Raw genomic sequence first — 18,867 nt, 5'->3', positions numbered from 1 at the left:
AATCATCTGATCTGCCCGAGAGCCCGCCATCGTGCGGGCTCTTTTTTGCCAGGCATCCCGCCCTACAAGCTGCCATATATACCGTTATGGCACACAGTTCCAGCCACGATTGGCAGATAACGCAGTGAATGTCTCCAGCAGCAGGGCTGAAAGCAACCGTTATGTGCGCCGCCTCTCCTTTCTGACATATTAATCAAGGAGAAATATGTCTATACTCGCTTGGGTACAATCCAAGGGATATTGGTATGCAGGAATGGGACCCGGAACACTTCACCAACTTCGCTCAGTTATGCGAAGTGAGCCTCGCCACCATCCGTGAAAAGACCGATGCCGAACGCCTCTATCTCTGGCTGAAAGCCCCCGAACCGCAGCTCTACAGCTTTCAGCTCGATCACGGACTGACCACGCTTGATCTCGCTCATCTCGGCCAACTGACCCTGCCCCACCACCTGATCGACAAGGCGATGGAGAAGGGACAACTGGTGATCGAACAACTCCAGCCACCGCCGGACCCCGGCGAAAATGTGGAGCCTGCCCAGCCACAGTTACGCGCCTGCTTCCCTCTCAAGCGTCATATGAAACTGGAAGGAGTCATCTATCTGGAGACCCGCCGCCGCATCGACCGCCTCTCCTCCCACCAGCGTCAGGGTATCCAGCTCCTTATCCACTATCTGACGGCCGAGCTCAGCAATCACCTGCTCTCCAGCCAGGTTAATCAGGAGCGGGACCAGCGGCTCCATACCCAGACCGATCTGGTACAGAGTCAGGCACTGCAAGGCTCCTTCCTCACCATGTTGCAGGCGCTGCACATGGTAAGCGTTACCCTCTCCCGCAGTCGCAGCGAGAACGATCTGCTGCGGGATGCCGTGCTGCTGGCCCGCAAGGAGCTGCAGTTCGATCGGGTCGCCATCTTCCTGATCGAACCCGATGGCAAGACCATGCGCGGCACCTGGGGCACCAGCGAAGAGGGCGAGCTGATGGATGAACATAACTTCATCAGCCCCATTCCGGATCACCCCACGGTGCAAGAGGCGCTCAGGCGCAAGGACTACGTGCTGGTGATGGAAGATACCCCCCTCTACTACGAGAAGCAGCAGGTGGGCCGTGGCTGGAACGCCATGGTATCGCTATGGGATGGCACCACTCCCATCGGCTGGATCGCCGCTGACAACCTGCTGTGGCACCGGCCGCTCAAGGCCTATCAGAGCGAGATCTTCAAACAGTACGCCGCCATTCTGTCACAACTGCTGATCCGCCAGCGTACTCAGGAGCAGCTGGAAACCCTCAACCGCCAGCTGGAGGCCCGGGTTGCCGAGCGCACCATGCAGCTGGCCGAGACCAACCGTGCGCTGGAGGAGGCCAATCACCGCCTCTCCCTGCTGTCGCTAGAAGATCCCCTCACCGGCATCGCCAACCGGCGCCAGTGGGACATCACCATGCAGCGGGAGTGGGAGTGGGCACGGCGTACCCAGAACCTGCTGGCGGTATTGATGATCGATGTGGACGAGTTCAAGGCCTACAACGACCACTTCGGCCATGCCAAGGGGGATCTCTGCCTGCAACAGGTGGCCCATGTGCTGCGGGATGCAGAGCGACGCTGCACCAATCTGGTCGCCCGTTACGGTGGCGAGGAGTTCGTCATTCTGCTCTGCGCCCCCCAACCCGGTGAGGCCGAACAGCTGGCCGGACGGATCCACGATGGTCTTGCCCGCTTAAAAATGCCCCATCCCGCCTCGCGGGTTGCTGATTTCATTACGGTTAGCATAGGCTTTAGCTATCTGGTTCCCTCCCAGGACGGAGCATGGCAGACCCTGACCGAACAGGCTGACCAGGCGCTCTACCACGCCAAGTCACAAGGGAGGGCCCGCACTCTGGCCTATCGGTGATCCCATGCTGTTGCGTCGCTACCCTATCTTCAATCGTCGCCTGGCTCTGGTGGCCTACGGCATCGACTATCAGCTCAGCTCACCGGCCGAATGGCCTTCACTGGCGCAACATTGCCGCCTGCTGGCACAGGGGCGTCAATATCTTGTGCCCTTCACCCACGAACAGCTCGATGAACAGCGTCCACTACTGCTGGATCAGGACGCGATCCCGCTGGTTGAAGCCTCCAGCGAACGCCAGCCCAACTCGTTCCCGGTGCTGGAGCAGTGGCGCGACAGTCGGCGCAGACTGGCGGTGCACGGCGCCAACCGGGATCCACGCTGGCTCGGCGCCAGCCGCCTGCTGGTGTACTGGATGGGGGAAGAGGGGATCTGCCAGCCCACCGAACACAAGCGGATGGCGCTGAACATCGAAACCTGGGCGGATTTTCTCCCGCTGCGGGAGGCTGGGGTCGACTTCTTTGCCGGCGGCTTTCTCGCCCGTCCGGAGCTGGTCAATCAGCGGGCGAACCAGCCCGATATGGCGCTGGTACAGCAGATCCTCCAGCTCATCTGCCACGAAGAGTTCTCCTTCACCCAGGTAGCCCGCCTGCTGGAGCAGGATGCCTGGCTGCCCGGCCTGCTGCTCACCTACGTCAACGCCCCCGGCTTCGATCATGCCGCCCCCATCACCTCGGTACCCCGCGCCCTCTCCTATCTGGGGGAGCAGGAGATCCGCAAGTTCGTGCTGATCAACGGTCTGGCCCGGGTGAGCCAGCACATGCCGGAGGCCTGCACCCGCATGGCCATCGCCCGCGGCCGCTTCTGCGAGTTGATTGCCCTCACCGCCCTCGGTAAAGCGGAGGCAAGCTGGGCCTTTCTGGTGGGACTGGTGCTCGATGGCTCCCTGCTGTCGGAGCCGTTGATGGCCCACCTGCCCAAGAGCGTGCAGCGCGCCATCGAACTGCACGAAGGGCCACTCTTTCATCTGTTTCAGCTGGTCAGCACCTATGAACAGGGTAACTGGGCCCTGCTGGAACAGCTTGCCCCCAAATATCAACTCGATCCGGCCCAGCTCACCCCCGTCTATTTTCAGTCACAAATGTGGGGGCAAGCGTTTCTCACCAGCTAGGTGATGGCGAGGCAGGGAGCCACTGGCTAGAATGGGCTCCCTTTTTTCAGAGACTGACCCGCACCATGACGCTTTCCGGATTCCAAGGCCTGGTCTTTGACCTTGATGGCACCCTGGTCGACTCCATGCCGCTGCACCTCGCCGCTTGGGAACACACTGCCCGCGAGTTTGGCTTTCACTTCGACGCCGACTGGTTCTATGAGCTGGGTGGCATGCCGAGCCGCAAGATAGCCCTGCTGGTCGCACAGGAGCAGCAGCTCCCCCTCGATCCGCTCGAAGTCACCCGCTGCAAGACCGCCCACTATGTGGCCAACCTGCACAAGGCGACCGTCTTTCCCGCCATGCAGGCGCTGGTCGAGCGCTATCATGGCGTCATCCCGATGGGGATCGGCACCGGCTCGCCGCGCATCAATGCCGAGGCGGTGCTGCGCAACACCGGGCTGGATCGCTACTTCTCCGTGGTGGTCACCGCAGACGATGTGGAGCTGCACAAGCCCAATCCGGACACCTTCCTGCTGGTCGCCAGCAAGCTGGGGATCGAGCCATCAGGCTGTCTGGTGTTTGAAGATACCGGTATCGGGGTACAGGCCGGAGAGGCGGCGGGTATGCAGACCTGCATGGTCAAAGAGGGTCAACCGGTTGGCATAACCGCGTAGTGCGGAAAAAAATATCGCCCTGCAAGGGGCGATAACCGGAACCGGCTCTCATACGGGACATGAATGAAAAATGAGAGCAGGTTCCGTCAGCCGCTGACGCAGGGCGCGTCAACGGGGCGTGCGGGGCAGACGATTACTCGTTGTTGCCGCCGCCCTGATTGTCGTCATAACGACCCGGCGCACCGTGGGGGCGCGGCGCCATGGAGACACGCGGCTTGCGAGCACGCTGGATGTTCACCTGCGGACGGCCCGTGTGCATGGCAATGGTGGAGATCTTGGCCTTGTAGACCAGCTGCTGGTTACCATGAGCATCGGTCAGCAGCACGCTGTACTGGTCGAACCCGCTGATGGTGCCTTCCAGCTTGATGCCGCTCACCAGAAAAATAGCGACCTGACTGCGGTTCTTGCGCAACCAGTTGAGGGCAGAATCTTGCCCGTTCCCGAGGGAGAAGGCTTGCTCAATCGTGGAGTAGCTGGGGGATTCAGTTGTCATAAATTATTGTCCCGCGGAAAAAAAGTGGCGTTTGATTGTGCTAAATGGGCACTGGCTTGTCAAAGTCATTCTCACTCCCGCCAGCAATAGCGGCCTCCGGGGGCTGGTCGCTGACCAGCACAACTGCGATAATCGCCAGCTCTGGCTCTACCACGGGCCTTATCTGGGGTTTTATCTTGCATCCGGTTTCACACCAACACCACACCACCTATGTCCATGATGCCACTGCCTGCGAAGAGTGTGATCTGCTGATACCGGCCACACCGCTCGAGGTGGGACAGGCCAGCTGCTGCCCCCGTTGCGGACACACACTGAGTCGCCACCTGCCACAACAGGAGTTGCGGCCGATCTCCTACGGGTTCGCGGCACTCATCATGTTCGTGCTCGCCAACGCCTTTACCTTTATGTCCTTCTCGGCCAAAGGGGTGGGCCAGGAGATGACCTTTTTGCAGAGCATCACCACCCTGGTGGATGAGGGCTATCTGTTTCTCGGCGCGGTACTGAGCCTGACCCTGATCGGCCTGCCGCTGGTCTATATGGGATCCATCATGCTGGTGCTGTGGCGGGTCGATAAAGATCTGCACAGCAATGCCCTGCGCTCCCTCGGCCGTCTGCTCTGCCGGATCAAACCCTGGCTGATGGTGGATGTCTTTCTGGTGGGGGTGCTCATCTCGCTGGTCAAGCTGATGGGGATGGCCGACATCAAGATGGGGCTGTCGTTCTGGGCTTTCGTCGGTTACACCGTGCTGCTCATCAAGATGATCTCCTCGCTTGACCAGATGTGGCTGTGGCAGCGGCTGTTCGGCCCGACCGAGGCGCGGGATATCGACCCGGAAGTGGGCGCGCTGGAATCAGGTCTGGTGGGCTGCCACATCTGTGGCGCTCTGAGCGAGGTGGGCAGCCACAGCTGCTCCCGCTGCGGCGGCAAGCTGCATGCGCGCAAGCCGGGCGGCCTGAACCGCACCTGGGCGCTGCTGTTTACCTCCGCCATTCTCTACATTCCGGCCAACGTCTATCCCATCATGGATACGGTGTTTCTCGGTGATGACAGCCCCTCCACCATCCTCGGCGGTGTGGTGCTGCTCTGGGCCATGGGCTCCTACCCCATAGCGGCGGTGATCTTTTTCGCCAGCGTGGTGGTGCCGCTGGTGAAAATACTGGCGCTATTCTGGCTTTGCTATATGGTGCAGCGCGGCAATGTCACCTCCCCCCTCGGCAAGCTCAAACTCTATCGCATGACCGAATTTGTCGGACGCTGGTCGATGATCGACGTCTTCGTGGTGGCCATTCTGGCGGGCCTGATCCGGCTCGACAATCTGATGACCATCTATCCCGGCCCTGCGGCCGTCGCATTTGCAGGTGTGGTGCTGATCACCATGGTCGCCGCCATGAGTTTCGACTCTCGCCTGATCTGGGATTTACAACAAGGAGAACGCGAACGTGAGTGAGCGTAAAAAAAGGTGGAAACCGGGCTCTGACTTTCTGAGCTCTGCCGCCGCAATCTGGATGGTGCCCCTGCTGGCGCTGTTCATCGGTCTCTGGATGCTGTTCCAGCACTGGTACTCCCAAGGCCCCAGTTTCACCCTGACAGTCGCCACTGCCGAGGGCATAGTCGCTGGCAAGACGGTGATCCGTTCCCGCGAAGTGGACGTCGGCCGCATCGAGGCCGTCGAGCTGAGCGATGACTATAGCCATGCCGTGCTGAAAGGACGGCTGACCAATGCCGCCTCCGGCATGCTGCGCGGTGACAGCCAGTTCTGGGTGGTCAAGCCCAGAGTGGGCCGTGAAGGGGTATCGGGTCTGAGCACCCTGCTCTCCGGCGCCTATATCGAGCTCGCCCCCGGCAAGAAAGGTCGGGCGCGGGACGAATACGCCATGCTCGACAAACCGCCGCTCGCCTCCCTCGATGCCAAGGGGCTGCGTCTCACCCTCAGCAGCCGCGACACTCGCGCGCTGGGAGAAGGCTCCCCCATCAACTATCAGGGCTTCACCATAGGTCAGGTGGAAGAGGCGAAGTTCCTGCCGGAAAAGAGCGAGATGCAGTATCAGATCTTCATCCACGCCCCCTATGACATTCTGGTGAGCAGCAACTCCCGCTTCTGGATGACCCCGGGCTTCGAGGTCTCCATGAGCAGCGAGGGGATGAAGGTGAAGATGGATTCGCTGGAGAGCCTGATCGATGGCGGCATCACCATGGGTCTGCCACCCGGATGGGCCCCTGGCGAGCCGGTCAAACAGATGGAAGGGTTCACCCTGTTCCAGGATGAGGCGAGCGTGCTGGCCGGTAGTCTGGATCAGTTCATCGACTACGTCTTCCTGTTCGATGACAACGTGGGTGGCCTGCACCCGGGCGCGGCGGTGCAGTATCGCGGCATTCGGGTTGGTACCGTCATCTCCGCCCCCTACCTCATCGAGGACAAGGGCGTGCAGATCTTCAAGAGCCGCCAGATCCCGGTGCTGGCTCGCATCGAGGTGCAGCGCCTCTCCCACCGCTATGCCAAGGCGGAGAAGGATCAATGGCGTGCCCTGTTCGGCAAGCAGTTCAAGGAGGGGTTGCGTGCCAGCCTCAAGACCTCGAGCCTGCTGACCGGCGGCAAGATCATCGACCTCAACTTCTATCCGGACGCGCCGCGCTTCGAGCAGGCCAAGCTGGCCGGTTATCAGGTCTTCCCCACCGTGCAGGGCGGGCTGGATCAGATCGAGCGCAAGGTGAACCTCATCCTCGACAAGTTTGTCGACATGGACATGGCGACCACCCTGACCAAGGTCAACGGGTCACTCACCACCCTGGATGGCACCCTGAAGAACATCAGTGCAGTCAGCGCCAACCTGAACAAGCTCACCGCCAAGGATTCCACCCAGCAGCTGCCCGCCTCGCTCAACGAGAGCCTCAAGCAGTTGCAGGAGACCTTGCAGGCCTATGATGCCCAGTCGCAGACCAATCAGGACCTGCGCCAGTCGGTGCAGACCCTCAATCAGTTGATGCGCGAACTGCAGCCGCTGGTGCACTCCCTCAACGAGCAGCCCAGCTCGCTGATCTTCGATCGCGCGCATCCATCGGACCCTGAGCCCAAGCGAGGCAAACAATGAAAAGAGAGATCCTGACGCTGGCCCTGCTGGGCCTGCTGGCGGGTTGCAGCAGCCAACCAAGCCTGCACTACTACTCGCTCGATGCCGACAACCAGCAACCCGTAACGGCCCCGGCCCAACCGCAGCACCAGCTGGTGCTGCGCCCGGTGGCGCTGGCCAGCCAGCTCGACCGGATCAGTCTGGTCTATCAGCTGGAAGGGCAAGAGCTGCACTTCACCGAGTACCATCGCTGGGCCGGTGCGCTGGACGATCAGCTCAACCAGCTCACCCTCAATGGCCTCTCCACCCGCCTGCCGGGCTGGGTGGTGCGACAGGATGGCGCCCGCAAGGGGCCGGTGCTGACCATTCTGGTGGAGCGCTTTCAGGGCCGTCATGACGGCAGCGCCGTGCTGAGCGGCCGCTGGCGCCTGCTGGCAGAAGATGGCACCGTGCTGCGCGATGCCCCCTTCCGTCAGGAGCGGGTACTGCCAGCCGATGGCTACAACGCACTGGTGAACGAACTGGGTCAGGGCTGGCAACAGCTGCTCGACCAGATCGCCGATGAGGTGCGCCAGAGCGCCCGCTAACCGGCAATCCCCCCGATTGCAGAGATAAAAAAACGACGCCAGCTGGCGTCGTTTTTTATGGGCGAGTATCAGGCGATGACTCACGCCTTGGCGGGCTGGCTCAGGCGAGCAACCGCTTCGACGTGCATGGCGTGGAGGAGGAACATGTCTATCGCTCCGCGCCAATGTCCGCTCATGCTTTCGCTGGCAGGCTCAGACGGGCAACCGCTGCCACATGCATGGCGTGGAGGAGGAACATGCAAATCGCTCCGCGCCAATGTCCGATCACGCTTTCGCTGGCAGGCTCAGACGGGCTACCGCTTCCACATGCATGGAGTGCGGGAACATATCGACCGGCTGTACCTCGTCCAGCACGAAGCCCTGCTTGACCAGCCAGGCGAGGTCACGGGCCAGGGTCTGCGGGTTGCAGGAGACATAGACCAGACGACGGGGCGCCATGGCGACCAGGGTCTGCAGTACCGCCTTGTCACAGCCCTTGCGCGGCGGATCCATCACCACCACATCAGCAGTCACACCCTGGGCGTGCAGTTCGGGCATCAGCTGCTCGGCCTTACCGACGTGGAATTCGGTGTGCTCGATGCCGTTGAGGGCCGCGTTGCGGCGGGCATCGCTGATGGCGCTCTCCACCGACTCGATCCCGACTACCTTGGCGGCCTTGCCTGCCAGGAACAGGGAGATGGTGCCGATACCGCAATAGATGTCGAACACTGTCTCGTTGCCGGTCAGCTCGGCATACTCGAGGGCGCTGGAGTAGAGCACATCGGTCTGGGTCGGGTTGTTCTGGAAGAAGGAGAGCGGCGAGATCTCGAACTCGAGCTCGTGGATCTTGTCGCGGATAACCCCTTCGCCCAGCAGCACCCGGTTGGTGGCGCCCAGAATGCGGTTGGTGCGCTCATCGTTGATATTCTGCACCAGGGTAGTAACCGGCAGATCGCTTAAGCTCGCCAGCAGCTCGGCTTCGAACGGCAGCTCCTCACCCAGGGTCACCAGCACCACCATCAGTTCGCCGCTCTTGAAGCCCTTGCGGGTCATCAGGTTGCGCACGCAGCCGCTGTGATTCACTTCGTCATAGGCGGCGATGTCGTGCTCGCGCATCCAGTTGCGTACCCGGGCATTGAGCTCGACGTGCAGTGAGTCTTGCACCGCACAGTCATCGGCGGTGATGAGATCGTGGGAGTGCTTGCGATAAAAACCGATCTCGGCACCCGCTTCACAACTGCGCACCGCATATTGCGCCTTGTTGCGATAGGCGAACGGGCTCTCCATGCCAAGGATATCCTTGACCGGAGTATCACCCAGCCCGGCCTGCTCCAGTGCGCTCTGCACCAGTGCCTGCTTGAGCTTGAGCTGGGCCGGATAGGCCAGCGGGCGCACCTGACAGCCACCACACTCGGTGTTGGGGCAGAAATCGGCAACCCGATCGGCAGAGGGCTGGAGCAGCTCGGCAACCTTGCCGTGCAGATAGTTCGGCTTGACCTCGGTCAGCTCCACCAGCGCCTGCTCACCGGGCAGCAGACCTTCGACAAACAGGGGGCGATCGAACAGGCGTCCTTTGCCATCTCCTTTGTCGGTCAGTTCCAGGATCTCGATCTGGTGTTGATGTCCCACTAACGGCATGAGCGGCTCCAAAAGTACTAAAAAATGGGGGTGATGGACGCGGAAAAACCATGCCCATCGAGAAAAGGTGGCAGAGTTTAGCGGAGATCCGGCCAAATTGCAGGCATAAAAAGCCTGATTATTACAATGGTCATTGCCCCTGGCCATCTGCCGGGTCTTGCCACCTTTCGGGTTGCGGCAAATTTAGCCCTTGGGCCATAACGCCCAGCCTGTTAAAATTCCGCCCTTGAAATTATCCTGGGCCCCGCGCCCGTTCTAGCTAAGGTCTACCGCGATGCGTACCAGCCAATATCTGCTTTCCACTCTCAAGGAAACCCCCTCCGACGCTGAAGTTGTCAGCCACCAGCTGATGCTGCGCGCCGGGATGATCCGTAAACTGGCCTCCGGCATGTATGCCTGGTTGCCAACCGGTCTGCGGGTACTGAAGAAAATCGAGAACATTGTTCGCGAAGAGATGAACAATGCTGGTGCCGTCGAAGTCTCCATGCCGGTGGTTCAGCCTGCCGAGCTGTGGCAGGAGTCCGGCCGCTGGGATGACTACGGTCCCGAGCTGTGCCGTCTGACCGACCGTCACAACCGTCCCTTCGTGCTGGGCCCGACCCACGAAGAGGTGATCACTGCGCTGGTGCGTTACGAAGTGAACAGCTACAAGCAGCTGCCGCTCAACCTCTACCAGATCCAGACCAAGTTCCGCGACGAAGTGCGCCCCCGTTTCGGCGTGATGCGTGGCCGCGAATTCCTGATGAAGGATGCCTACTCCTTCCACATCGACAAAGAGTCTCTGGTCGATACCTACGAGAAGATGCACGCCGCCTACTGCAAGGCGTTCACCCGCATGGGTCTGAACTTCCGTCCGGTGCAGGCCGATACCGGCTCCATCGGTGGTACCGGTTCCCACGAATTCCAGGTGCTGGCCGAGAGCGGTGAAGACTTGATCGCCTTCTCCGACAGCTCCGATTACGCCGCCAACATCGAGATGGCCGAAGCGCTGGCACCGGCTGGTGAGCGCGCAGCCGCCACCGTAGCCCTGACCAAGGTTGCCACCCCGAACGTCCACACCATCGACGAAGTGGCCGCTTTCCTGAACGTGGCACCGACCGCCATCGCCAAGACCCTGCTGGTACTGGCAGAGGAAGATGAGCACGGCAAGCAGGCAGTCATCGCGCTGGTACTGCGTGGCGACCACGAATTGAACGAAATCAAGGCCGAGAAACTGGCTGGCGTGGCCAACCCGCTGACCTTCGCCAACGACGAGCAGATTAAAGCTGCCGCCGGTTGCGATGCAGGCTCCATCGGCCCGGTCGGCTTTGCCGGTCGCATCATCGTCGATCGCAGCGCCGCCCATCTGGCGGACTTCGTCTGCGGCGCCAACGAAACTGGCTTCCACCTGACCGGTGCCAACTGGGATCGCGACATCGCTACCTATGAAGTTGCCGACCTGCGCAACGTGGTAGAAGGCGACCCGAGCCCGTGTGGCCAGGGCAAGCTGCTGCTCAAGCGCGGCATCGAAGTGGGCCACATCTTCCAGCTGGGTACCAAGTACTCCGAAGCGATGAAGGCGAGCGTGCTGAACGAAGCTGGCAAGTCCGTCACCATGGAGATGGGTTGCTACGGTATCGGGGTTTCCCGTCTGGTTGCTGCCGCCATCGAGCAGAACAACGACCAGTACGGCATCATCTGGCCGGACGCCATCGCTCCGTTCGAAGTGGCCATCGTGCCGATGAACATGCACAAGTCCGAGCGCGTGGCCGAGCAGGCACAGCAGTTCTACGCCGAGCTGAAAGCCGCCGGTGTGGACGTGCTGTTCGACGACCGTAAAGAGCGCCCGGGCGTGATGTTCGCCGACATGGAGCTGCTGGGCATCCCGCACGCCATCGTCATCGGCGATCGCGGTCTGGACAACGGCGTGGTGGAGTACAAGTGCCGCCGCACTGGCGAGAAGCAGGAAGTGGCCATCAGCGACATCATCGCCATGCTCAAGGCCAAGCTGGGCCGTTAATTCCGCCCTCTTCCCGATATAAGAAAGCGCGCCATTTGGCGCGCTTTTTGTTTTTGTGTGCTGACGACGGCAACCGGATGGTGGGCTTCGCCTCAGGGATTGCGACCGATAAAGAGGTCGGTCACGTGGCAGCTGCTTCTGGCTTCCAGTGCGTCGAGCATATAGGCCGCCGCATCTTCCGGAGTCATGAAGCCACTCGGGTCGACGTGATCCGAGTTGTCCCAGAATTCGCTGCGGATCCCGCTCGGATAGAGATTGACCAGCCGCAACGGAGAGCCTTTCAGCTCGGCGCGCAAGGATTCGAGAAAGCCGCGCATCCCCCATTTGGAGGCGCAGTAGAGGCTCTCGTTAGCCTTGCCCACCTGTGCGGCGGAGGAGAGCACATTGGCCAGTACTCCGCCCTTGTCGCCGATAAGCCGTACCGTCTGCTGAGCCACCAGAATGGTGGAGATGAGATTGCTCTCCACCACCCGGCGGATCTGCTCAGCGGTGTAGACACCGACCGGGCCAAACTCGCCCACCCCGGCGCAGTGGATCACCATGTCGGGCAGACCGCCCCACTCCACCGCAGCGGCGAAGGCGACGTCGACCTCTTCATGGTGCGCCAGATCGGCGGCGATGCCGATCACAGCGCTGCCGAGCAGTTGTTCCTGCTCCTGCAGTCGCTGATAACGGCGCCCCATCATGGAGACCTGATGGCCCCGCTCAACCAGTCCGATGGTCAGCGCCCGGCCGAGACCAGAACCGGCACCTGTCACTATGATGTGGCCCATTATCGCTCCTCGTCGTCAGTCGACGGTCAGATTAGAAAGTGAATTCATCGCCCATGAACCATCCATCGACAGAACGCTCTGATAGATGTTGGCGAAGAATGTCACCCCCGTTGTCAGACAACGTCAGATTAGAAAGTGAATTCGCCGCCCATGAACCAGCCGTCGACAGAATGCTCTGATAGATGTTGGCGAAGAATATCACCCCCCGTTGTCAGACAACGTCAGATTAGAAAGTGAATTCGCCGCCCATGAACCAGCCATCGACAGACTGGTCGATATTGGCGAAGTCGACCTTGGCTTCACGCCAGCCGGCACGCAGCTTGATCGGCATGGAGGAGAACTTGTAGGAACCACCCAGACGGTAGTCATAGTTATCCGCATCGTGAGTGCGCAGATCGCCGAAGAAGGCGATGCCGGTGCCCGGGATCTTCACTTCACTGCCGGCATAGGCCATCAGGGTGTTTTCATCATAACCCCGACGCCCCCAGGTTACCTGCTCGCCATCGTAGTGACGACCGGTCATCCCCAGATCGATCTTGAACAGATCGTTGTTGAACAGACGGTAGTAAAGGCTCAGATCGTAGGCTGTCAGGTCGTTCTTGAAGGCGCCACCGGAGGTGCTGAAATCGGAAATTTCAAATTTGGCGTTCGGCAGGAAGATGATACCGTGTTCCAGTTGCAGATAGCCGTTCCAGTTGTATTTGTCATCATAGTGATTGGCACTATAACCATATGCCTGACCACTGCCCTGAGAAGCCCATACATCAGCACCGGCGGCGAAACGCCAGTCATTGGCGGCCATGGCCCCCTGGCTGCACAGGGCAAACAGAACACCGGCAATCAGCGTCTTTTTCATTACGTCACTTCCTCTTGCATACATGGAAAAGAGCACTATTTTACCCGGTGCAGCCAAAATACACAGTCTCAAATCTGAACAAACGACGACAAATGTCAGTGCTTCACATGCTTCATCTCTGCCATCGGCTCAATCGGCTTCACCGGCAGTGACAGATCCAGCTTCTGACCATCGTCCATGGTGAGGGTGAGTGGGAAAGGGGTCTGCTCGGAGAGCGTGCCCACCTCGAACAGCATGATGTGCAGGCTGCCCGGCTTGAGCACCGCTTCGCCCTTGGCCGGGATCTCGATATTCTCGACCTGGCGCATCTTCATCACACCATTTTCGTGCAGGTGGGTGTGCAGCTCGGCACGCCCGGCCGCAGCAGAAGCCGCCGCCACCAGCTTGACCGGCTGGTCAGCGTCATTCTTCAGCACCATAAAGGCGGCAGTGTTGGGGGAGCCCGGCGGCAACAGGCGCACATAGCCGTTGACAGCCTCGACCTTGGCCAGTGCAGGCGCCGTCATACCCAGAACCAGCAGAGAATAAAACGCACGTTTAAACATGGTTGAAATCCTTTTGTGATATTGTTAAGCGGCGCCAAGATTACCCCAGCAGCAACCTTTTTTGCACCTTTCAATAACAAGGATTTAGACATGGCCCCCATTCTCATTGCCGAGCAGCAGGATGGCTTGCTCACCCTGACCCTCAACCGCCCCGACAAGCGCAACGCTCTCAATACCGAGCTCTATAAGCAACTGGTGGCAGTGCTGCGAGAGGCGGCAGCCGATGAGGAGGTGCATGTCCTGTTGTTGCAGGGACAGCAGGATTGCTTTACCGCGGGCAATGATCTGGCTGACTTTATGGGCAAGAGCTCGCTGGAGCCCGACGACCCCATACTGCAGTTCCTCCACACCCTGGCCGATTTCCCCAAACCCGTGATCGCCGCTGTTGCAGGCCCGGCGGTGGGGATTGGCACCACCATTTTGCTACACTGCGATCTGGTCTATCTGGCGGATAATGCCCGCTTGCAGCTTCCTTTCGTCGAGTTGGGGCTGGTGCCGGAGTTCGCCTCCAGCCTGCTGCTTCCGCGTCTGGTGGGGCACCTCAAGGCGGCCGAGCTGTTGCTGCTGGCCGAGGCGATGGATGCCGAGGAGGCGCTGCGACTCGGGCTCGCCAACAAGGTGGTGGCGGCCGATGGATTACTCTCCTTTGCCCGCGAGCAGGGGCTGAAGCTGGCGGCAAAACCGCCCAGAGCGCTGCAAAAGAGCAAGGCGCTGCTGAAACAGGAGCTCAAACAGGCGGTGCACTTTGTCATCGATCTGGAGGCGCACGCCTTCGCCCAGGCACTGCAAGGGGAAGAGGCGCAGCAGCGCATCGCCCAGAAACTCAAACGGCGGGGCTGAGCCGCGCCCACATCCGTTCAGTTGAGGCGAAAACGGCCGATCAGCTCGCAGCCCTGCACCTTGTCCTGCAGCTGGATCAGCCGGGCAATTTCCGGATTGGGGTGGCGCTTGAGAAAGGCGAGCAGGGCACCACGACAGCAACACAGCTCACTGATCAGCGCCTCGCACTCCCGGTTGGGGCATTGTGGCACCAGCGCCGTGACCAGCTCGGAGGCGAGTTTCAGGTAGCGCAGCTCGTAAGTCGGCTCATCCATCGCCCGCCAGAAGTCGGCCAGCCGGTGACAGGTGGCGACTCGCATGGTGGCCAGCTCGGTCAACTCCACTTGGGTCATCTCGTAAACATCCCCCAGCGCCTGCTGATAAAAGCAGATCGCCGCCCCCAGCGAACCGGCCTGCCAGGCACGCTCCGCCTCCAGCATGTATCGTTGCCAACTTTGCGGTGTCATCTCGCTCTCCCGAATCCGTCATGGTGGGAGTGTTATCATGGCTAATTGAGAATAAATATCAACCAGAGGGTTAGTGCAGGATCTCTGCGCAACCTTGGCAAACCCGGCGCCCGACCTTATGATCCTGCCCTTCCCCCCTTCTTTGGAGCACACCACAATGCGACCTCGCCTCCCGCAGATGCTGGGCTGCTCCCTGCTCTGCGTGCCCCGCATGCTGGTCTGGATCTATTAGCTGCGCTCAAGCGAACGCAACCCATCCGATCCATTTAGCAAAGGAGTACCAGCATGAACACCTGCCAACACTGGTCGCAGGTCGAATACCTGCACCTGACGGTGACCAACCCCAATATCTCCCTCAAAGGGCAGCACAGCTACTACTCGGGTGCCTGGGATGGCCCCTTCGAAGAGGTGGCGGTGCGCTACCTCCATGGCGATCCCTTCAGCCGTAGCTCGGAAACCGGCTGGGAGCCGCTCTGGCATATCGACCGGCTCCATATCGGCGACTACGTGCAGATTGCAGCCGGGGTGAAGATCATCATGGGCGGCAACCACACCCACAACACGGCCTTCATCAGCACCTATCCGTTCGCCGATCTGGCGGCGCTCAAGCGCAGCTACCGCCCCGCAGGCGATACCCGCATCGGCAACGATGTCTGGATCGGCATGGAGGCGATGATCATGCCCGGCGTCACCATCGGCGACGGCGCCATCATCGCCGCCCGTTCGCTGGTCAATCAGGATGTGCCACCCTATGCCATGGTGGCGGGCACCCCGGCCAGGGTGGTGCGAATGCGCTTTGGCGAGGAGGAGATTGCCCGGCTACAGGCCCTCGCCTGGTGGGATTGGCCGGATCAACAGGTCAACGATCTGCTACCGCTGATCCAGCAAGGTGACGTCGCCCTGCTTGAACAGGCGGCTGCCGCTGGGCGGAGCGCCATGAGTTACCACCGCTAACCAGTAGCTGACAGCAGAAGGGCGACCCCGGGGTCGCCCTCTTTTATCTCCGGCATGCTCTGGATGCCGTCATCGCACATCCACTCATTGCGCGCTTTTGGACTGGTTGAGGCTGCACTGCTTGCCGGGATAACCGGGTAGATCCTTGGCATCGCTGCCGCAGGCGAACCTTTTGGCCTGTTGCAGGCGGGCGGCCAGATTGGAGTTATCGACAGGCATCCACTGCATCTGCTTGCCGAGCCAGCTGGCCCAGGCAAACTCGACGAAATAGACCTGTCTATCCTTGCGAAAGTAGCCCGCATTCTGCAGCAGTCCGGCGAGGGTGCGATAGGGGTAATCAGGCAGCTTGTCGATACTGGTCGGCAACTGCTCCGGGGTCAGCGGTTGCCCCTTCTCATCCTTGAGCCAGGCCCAGTGGTTGTTCTGCATCTGGCTCCAGAAGTTGGCTTTGTCCTGCAGACGGCCAATCACCTTGACCCGGGCATCCTTGACGCCCTGCTGCCACAACGCCTTGGTGAGATGGTGCCTGTCCACCAGCCAGTAGCTGCCATCCGGCGCAATCACCACGGGGATCTCTTTCTTTTTCATCAACTTGTCGAGCTGCTTTGCGCTCATGCCCGCCAATGTGGCCTGGGTCTCATCGACCTGGATCTGGCCGACGCCCCCCTGGGTCGGGTGCAAGGCATCAATGCCGATCTCGCACCAGTTGCCCACCGCCGTGTCGCTCTGGCACGGGGCCAACGCCCAGGCCCCCTGGCTCAACACACAGGCCAGCAATAACCATGCTTTCATCGTTTGACACTCCTCACCACATTGAACTGCACAGACGCCGGGAACGCTCTTCTACCCCGATTGGGAGTGAGAGTCGAATGCTGGCGGTCAGACCAGCAAACGGGATATCATGATTTCCCATCTGTCGGCGATATTTTCTCGCCGAGTTTTCTCCCCGCTTCACACTATTTGAAGGATCCGACCCATGAAAGGATGGACCCCCTTGCTGGCCCTGCTGGGCTGTGCTGCTGTCCAGGCTGCCGATATTCCCGCCGGAACACAACTCGCCCCCGAGCAGATTGTCGTTCGCCACCTCAAGGATGAACCTGCGAGCCTGAGCCCGCTCAAGCTGGTCGGCCTGCCGGAGTTGCAGGTACTGCGGGATCTGTTCGAGGGACTGCTGACCCAGGGGCCGGATGGCAAACCGGTTGCCGGGGTGGCGGCCAGCTGGGAGAACAAGGGCAACCAGTTCTTTACCTTCCATCTGCGCCCGGATGCGCGCTGGTCCAACGGCGATCCGGTCAAGGCCGGTGACTTCGTCTACGGCTGGCGCAAGCTGGTCGACCCGAAAGAGGCGGCCACCTTCGCCTGGTTTGCCCAACTGGCCCGTTTCGACAAGGTGGACGAGATAGTCGCTGGCAAATTGCCTGCCAGCGAGCTGGGGGTCAAGGCCCTCGATGACCACACCCTGCAAGTGACCCTCTCCCAGCCGGTGCCCTACTTCCTGAACCTGCTGAGCCACCCCAGCCTGTCGCCGCTCCATCAGGCCAGCATCGAGCAGTACGGCAACCAGTGGACCCAACCCGGCAAACTGGTGGGCAACGGTGCCTTTGTGCTGAACAACCGGGTGGTCAACGAGAAGCTGGAGCTGACCCCCAACCCTTATTACTGGGATCGGGCCCATACCGTATTGACCAAGGTGATCTTCATGCCGATCAATCAGGAGAGCGCGGCGACCAACCGCTACCTGGCTGGCGATCTGCATATCACCGAATCCTTCCCCAAGGAGCAGTACGACAAGCTGAAGCAGCAGATCCCGAATGAGGTCTACACCCCGGATCAGCTCGGTACCTACTACTACGCTTTCAATACCCGTCAGGCACCACTGAACGATGTGCGGGTGCGCAAGGCGCTCTCCTACACCATCGACCGCGCCCTGATCGCCGACAAGGTGCTCGGCACTGGCGAGAAACCGGCTTATCACTTCACTCCGGATGTGACCGCCAGTTTCACCCCGGCCGCCAACTTGCTCTCCACCAGCAGCCAACCGGCTCTGGACAGCAAGGCCAAGGCCCTGCTCAAGGAGGCCGGTTACGGCCCGGACAAGCCGCTCAAGCTGACCCTGCTCTACAACACCGCGGAAATTCACAAGAAGATGGCACTGGCGATTGCCAGCATGTGGAAGCAGAAGCTGGGCGCCGAGGTCGAGCTGACCAATCAGGAGTGGAAAACCTATCTCGACAGCCGCCAGAGCGGTCAGTTCGAGGTGATCCGCTCATCCTGGGTCGCCGACTACAACGACCCGTCAGCGTTCCTCGGCCTGTGGGGCTCTCGTCACAGCGGCAATATGGCAGGCTTTGCCAATGCCCGTTATGACCAGCTGCTGGCAGAGGCTGCCAGCACTCAGGATGCCGCCAGCCGCAGCAAGCTGTTTAGCGAGGCGGAAGCGATCCTGCAGGATCAAGCCCCCATCGCCCCCATCTACCAGTACACCAATGCCCGACTCATCAAGCCATGGCTCAAGGGCTACCCCATCAACAACCCGGAAGATGTGGCCTACAGCCGCCAGCTGTACCTGATCAAACACTGACACCGGCCACAACGATGCGAGGCCCCGCAGGGCCTCGCTATTGATACTGTTCACACCCCGATTTCCAGCCTAAAATGCCGCCCCTTCTGTTCAATTAATCTTCAATACCCAGTCAGACATGCGTTATTTGATACTGCTCTCGTTGTTGTGGACCCTGCCTGCGCAGGCCAATAGCGAATCCCAATGCCAGCAAGAGTTTGTCGGCTGGATGCTGCACCAGCAGCAACAGTTCAGCGATCGCAAGTCTGACAAGATGGAGCGGCGCCGGGCCGAACGGGCCATCGAGTTGGCTCGTCAGGAGTACGACAAGCAGACCAGCTTTTGCAAGACGATGGAGCTGGTGCGCAGCTACAAAGATAGCGATCCGCGCTTTAAACCGAGAAGCGGCGAAGTTCACGATTTCACCCCGGCCAGCTGACCCTCACTTCATCAAATCATTGTGTTGATTAATTGACCC

At 60.5% G+C, this 18,867-nt stretch carries 18 protein-coding genes; 11 read left to right on the top strand and 7 right to left on the bottom strand.

Going from position 1 to position 18,867, the window contains the following annotated elements; translation table 11 throughout:
• The first annotated feature begins 245 nt into the window (after positions 1 to 245).
• The 3 genes from ACTG2W_RS16475 to ACTG2W_RS16465 all read left to right on the top strand — a co-directional run bounded on the left by ACTG2W_RS16475 (position 246) and on the right by ACTG2W_RS16465 (position 3,650).
• A complete protein-coding gene (locus ACTG2W_RS16475; RefSeq protein WP_106844101.1) occupies positions 246 to 1,886 on the top strand; it encodes a sensor domain-containing diguanylate cyclase in 1,641 nt (546 codons plus the stop codon).
• Positions 1,887 to 1,890: 4 nt separating this feature from the next.
• Entirely contained in the window at positions 1,891 to 2,994 is a 1,104-nt protein-coding gene (locus ACTG2W_RS16470; protein WP_100645101.1) for an EAL and HDOD domain-containing protein, read from the top strand.
• Between the two features lie 65 nt (positions 2,995 to 3,059).
• Positions 3,060 to 3,650, top strand: a complete 591-nt coding sequence (locus ACTG2W_RS16465) for an HAD family hydrolase (RefSeq protein WP_440016411.1) — start codon at positions 3,060 to 3,062, stop codon at positions 3,648 to 3,650.
• Between the two features lie 133 nt (positions 3,651 to 3,783).
• Here ACTG2W_RS16465 and hfq read toward each other — a convergent pair whose 3' ends face one another.
• The gene (hfq, locus tag ACTG2W_RS16460; protein ID WP_005335772.1) at positions 3,784 to 4,143 is read right to left on the bottom strand and encodes an RNA chaperone Hfq; all 360 of its coding nucleotides are present in this window, start codon (positions 4,141 to 4,143) and stop codon (positions 3,784 to 3,786) included.
• 176 nt (positions 4,144 to 4,319) lie between these two features.
• Between hfq and ACTG2W_RS16455 the strand changes: the two genes are divergently transcribed.
• From ACTG2W_RS16455 to ACTG2W_RS16445, 3 genes are read left to right on the top strand one after another with little or no spacing between them, the layout of a single operon-like run.
• Positions 4,320 to 5,591 carry a paraquat-inducible protein A gene (locus tag ACTG2W_RS16455; protein ID WP_064341664.1) on the top strand — a complete coding sequence of 424 codons (1,272 nt, stop codon included), beginning with the start codon at positions 4,320 to 4,322 and terminating at the stop codon, positions 5,589 to 5,591.
• Positions 5,584 to 7,233 carry an intermembrane transport protein PqiB gene (gene pqiB / locus ACTG2W_RS16450; RefSeq protein WP_005335774.1) on the top strand — a complete coding sequence of 550 codons (1,650 nt, stop codon included), beginning with the start codon at positions 5,584 to 5,586 and terminating at the stop codon, positions 7,231 to 7,233. Before ACTG2W_RS16455 ends, pqiB begins: the two co-directional genes overlap by 8 nt.
• Complete coding sequence (locus ACTG2W_RS16445; RefSeq protein WP_440016408.1) at positions 7,230 to 7,799, top strand: PqiC family protein; 570 nt, start codon at positions 7,230 to 7,232, stop codon at positions 7,797 to 7,799. The genes pqiB and ACTG2W_RS16445 overlap by 4 nt, the downstream gene beginning before the upstream one ends.
• 264 nt (positions 7,800 to 8,063) lie before the next feature.
• Here the strand turns inward: ACTG2W_RS16445 and rlmD are convergent, their stop codons facing one another.
• Positions 8,064 to 9,416 (bottom strand): 23S rRNA (uracil(1939)-C(5))-methyltransferase RlmD, encoded by a 1,353-nt coding sequence (rlmD, locus tag ACTG2W_RS16440; protein WP_106844097.1) that lies wholly within the window; start codon positions 9,414 to 9,416, stop codon positions 8,064 to 8,066.
• 274 nt (positions 9,417 to 9,690) lie between these two features.
• Between rlmD and ACTG2W_RS16435 the strand changes: the two genes are divergently transcribed.
• Positions 9,691 to 11,415: a proline--tRNA ligase gene (locus ACTG2W_RS16435; RefSeq protein WP_123172343.1), complete on the top strand. Its 1,725-nt coding sequence runs from the start codon at positions 9,691 to 9,693 to the stop codon at positions 11,413 to 11,415.
• Between the two features lie 92 nt (positions 11,416 to 11,507).
• On the opposite strand, the gene ACTG2W_RS16430 is transcribed toward ACTG2W_RS16435, so the two are convergent.
• From ACTG2W_RS16430 to ACTG2W_RS16420, 3 genes are all read right to left on the bottom strand, one after another.
• Positions 11,508 to 12,188, bottom strand: coding sequence for an SDR family oxidoreductase (locus ACTG2W_RS16430; RefSeq protein WP_157162400.1), 681 nt, complete (start codon positions 12,186 to 12,188; stop codon positions 11,508 to 11,510).
• 226 nt (positions 12,189 to 12,414) lie between these two features.
• Positions 12,415 to 13,044 carry a TIGR04219 family outer membrane beta-barrel protein gene (locus ACTG2W_RS16425; RefSeq protein ID WP_263085473.1) on the bottom strand — a complete coding sequence of 210 codons (630 nt, stop codon included), beginning with the start codon at positions 13,042 to 13,044 and terminating at the stop codon, positions 12,415 to 12,417.
• A 95-nt stretch (positions 13,045 to 13,139) separates the two neighbouring features.
• The gene (locus tag ACTG2W_RS16420) at positions 13,140 to 13,589 is read right to left on the bottom strand and encodes a copper chaperone PCu(A)C (protein WP_263085472.1); all 450 of its coding nucleotides are present in this window, start codon (positions 13,587 to 13,589) and stop codon (positions 13,140 to 13,142) included.
• Positions 13,590 to 13,679: 90 nt separating this feature from the next.
• On the opposite strand from ACTG2W_RS16420, the gene ACTG2W_RS16415 reads away from it, so the two are divergent.
• Positions 13,680 to 14,429, top strand: a complete 750-nt coding sequence (locus ACTG2W_RS16415; protein WP_440016405.1) for an enoyl-CoA hydratase-related protein — start codon at positions 13,680 to 13,682, stop codon at positions 14,427 to 14,429.
• 17 nt (positions 14,430 to 14,446) lie between these two features.
• On the opposite strand, the gene ACTG2W_RS16410 is transcribed toward ACTG2W_RS16415, so the two are convergent.
• Entirely contained in the window at positions 14,447 to 14,875 is a 429-nt protein-coding gene (locus ACTG2W_RS16410; RefSeq protein ID WP_440016403.1) for a DUF2753 family protein, read from the bottom strand.
• 285 nt (positions 14,876 to 15,160) lie between these two features.
• On the opposite strand from ACTG2W_RS16410, the gene ACTG2W_RS16405 reads away from it, so the two are divergent.
• Positions 15,161 to 15,829 carry a CatB-related O-acetyltransferase gene (locus ACTG2W_RS16405; protein ID WP_440016401.1) on the top strand — a complete coding sequence of 223 codons (669 nt, stop codon included), beginning with the start codon at positions 15,161 to 15,163 and terminating at the stop codon, positions 15,827 to 15,829.
• Between the two features lie 84 nt (positions 15,830 to 15,913).
• On the opposite strand, the gene ACTG2W_RS16400 is transcribed toward ACTG2W_RS16405, so the two are convergent.
• A complete protein-coding gene (locus tag ACTG2W_RS16400) occupies positions 15,914 to 16,621 on the bottom strand; it encodes a ParB-like protein (protein WP_440016399.1) in 708 nt (235 codons plus the stop codon).
• Between the two features lie 184 nt (positions 16,622 to 16,805).
• Here ACTG2W_RS16400 and ACTG2W_RS16395 point away from each other — a divergent pair, with 184 nt between their 5' ends.
• A complete protein-coding gene (locus ACTG2W_RS16395; RefSeq protein WP_440016397.1) occupies positions 16,806 to 18,410 on the top strand; it encodes a peptide ABC transporter substrate-binding protein in 1,605 nt (534 codons plus the stop codon).
• A gap of 118 nt (positions 18,411 to 18,528) precedes the next feature.
• Entirely contained in the window at positions 18,529 to 18,828 is a 300-nt protein-coding gene (locus ACTG2W_RS16390) for a hypothetical protein (protein ID WP_005335795.1), read from the top strand.
• Positions 18,829 to 18,867 lie beyond the last annotated feature (39 nt).

This window comes from Aeromonas sp. 96A, assembly GCF_051919165.1.
Taxonomy (GTDB): domain Bacteria; phylum Pseudomonadota; class Gammaproteobacteria; order Enterobacterales; family Aeromonadaceae; genus Aeromonas; species Aeromonas veronii.
Note: the sequence above shows the minus strand (reverse complement) of the source record. Positions and strands in the feature narration are given on the sequence as shown.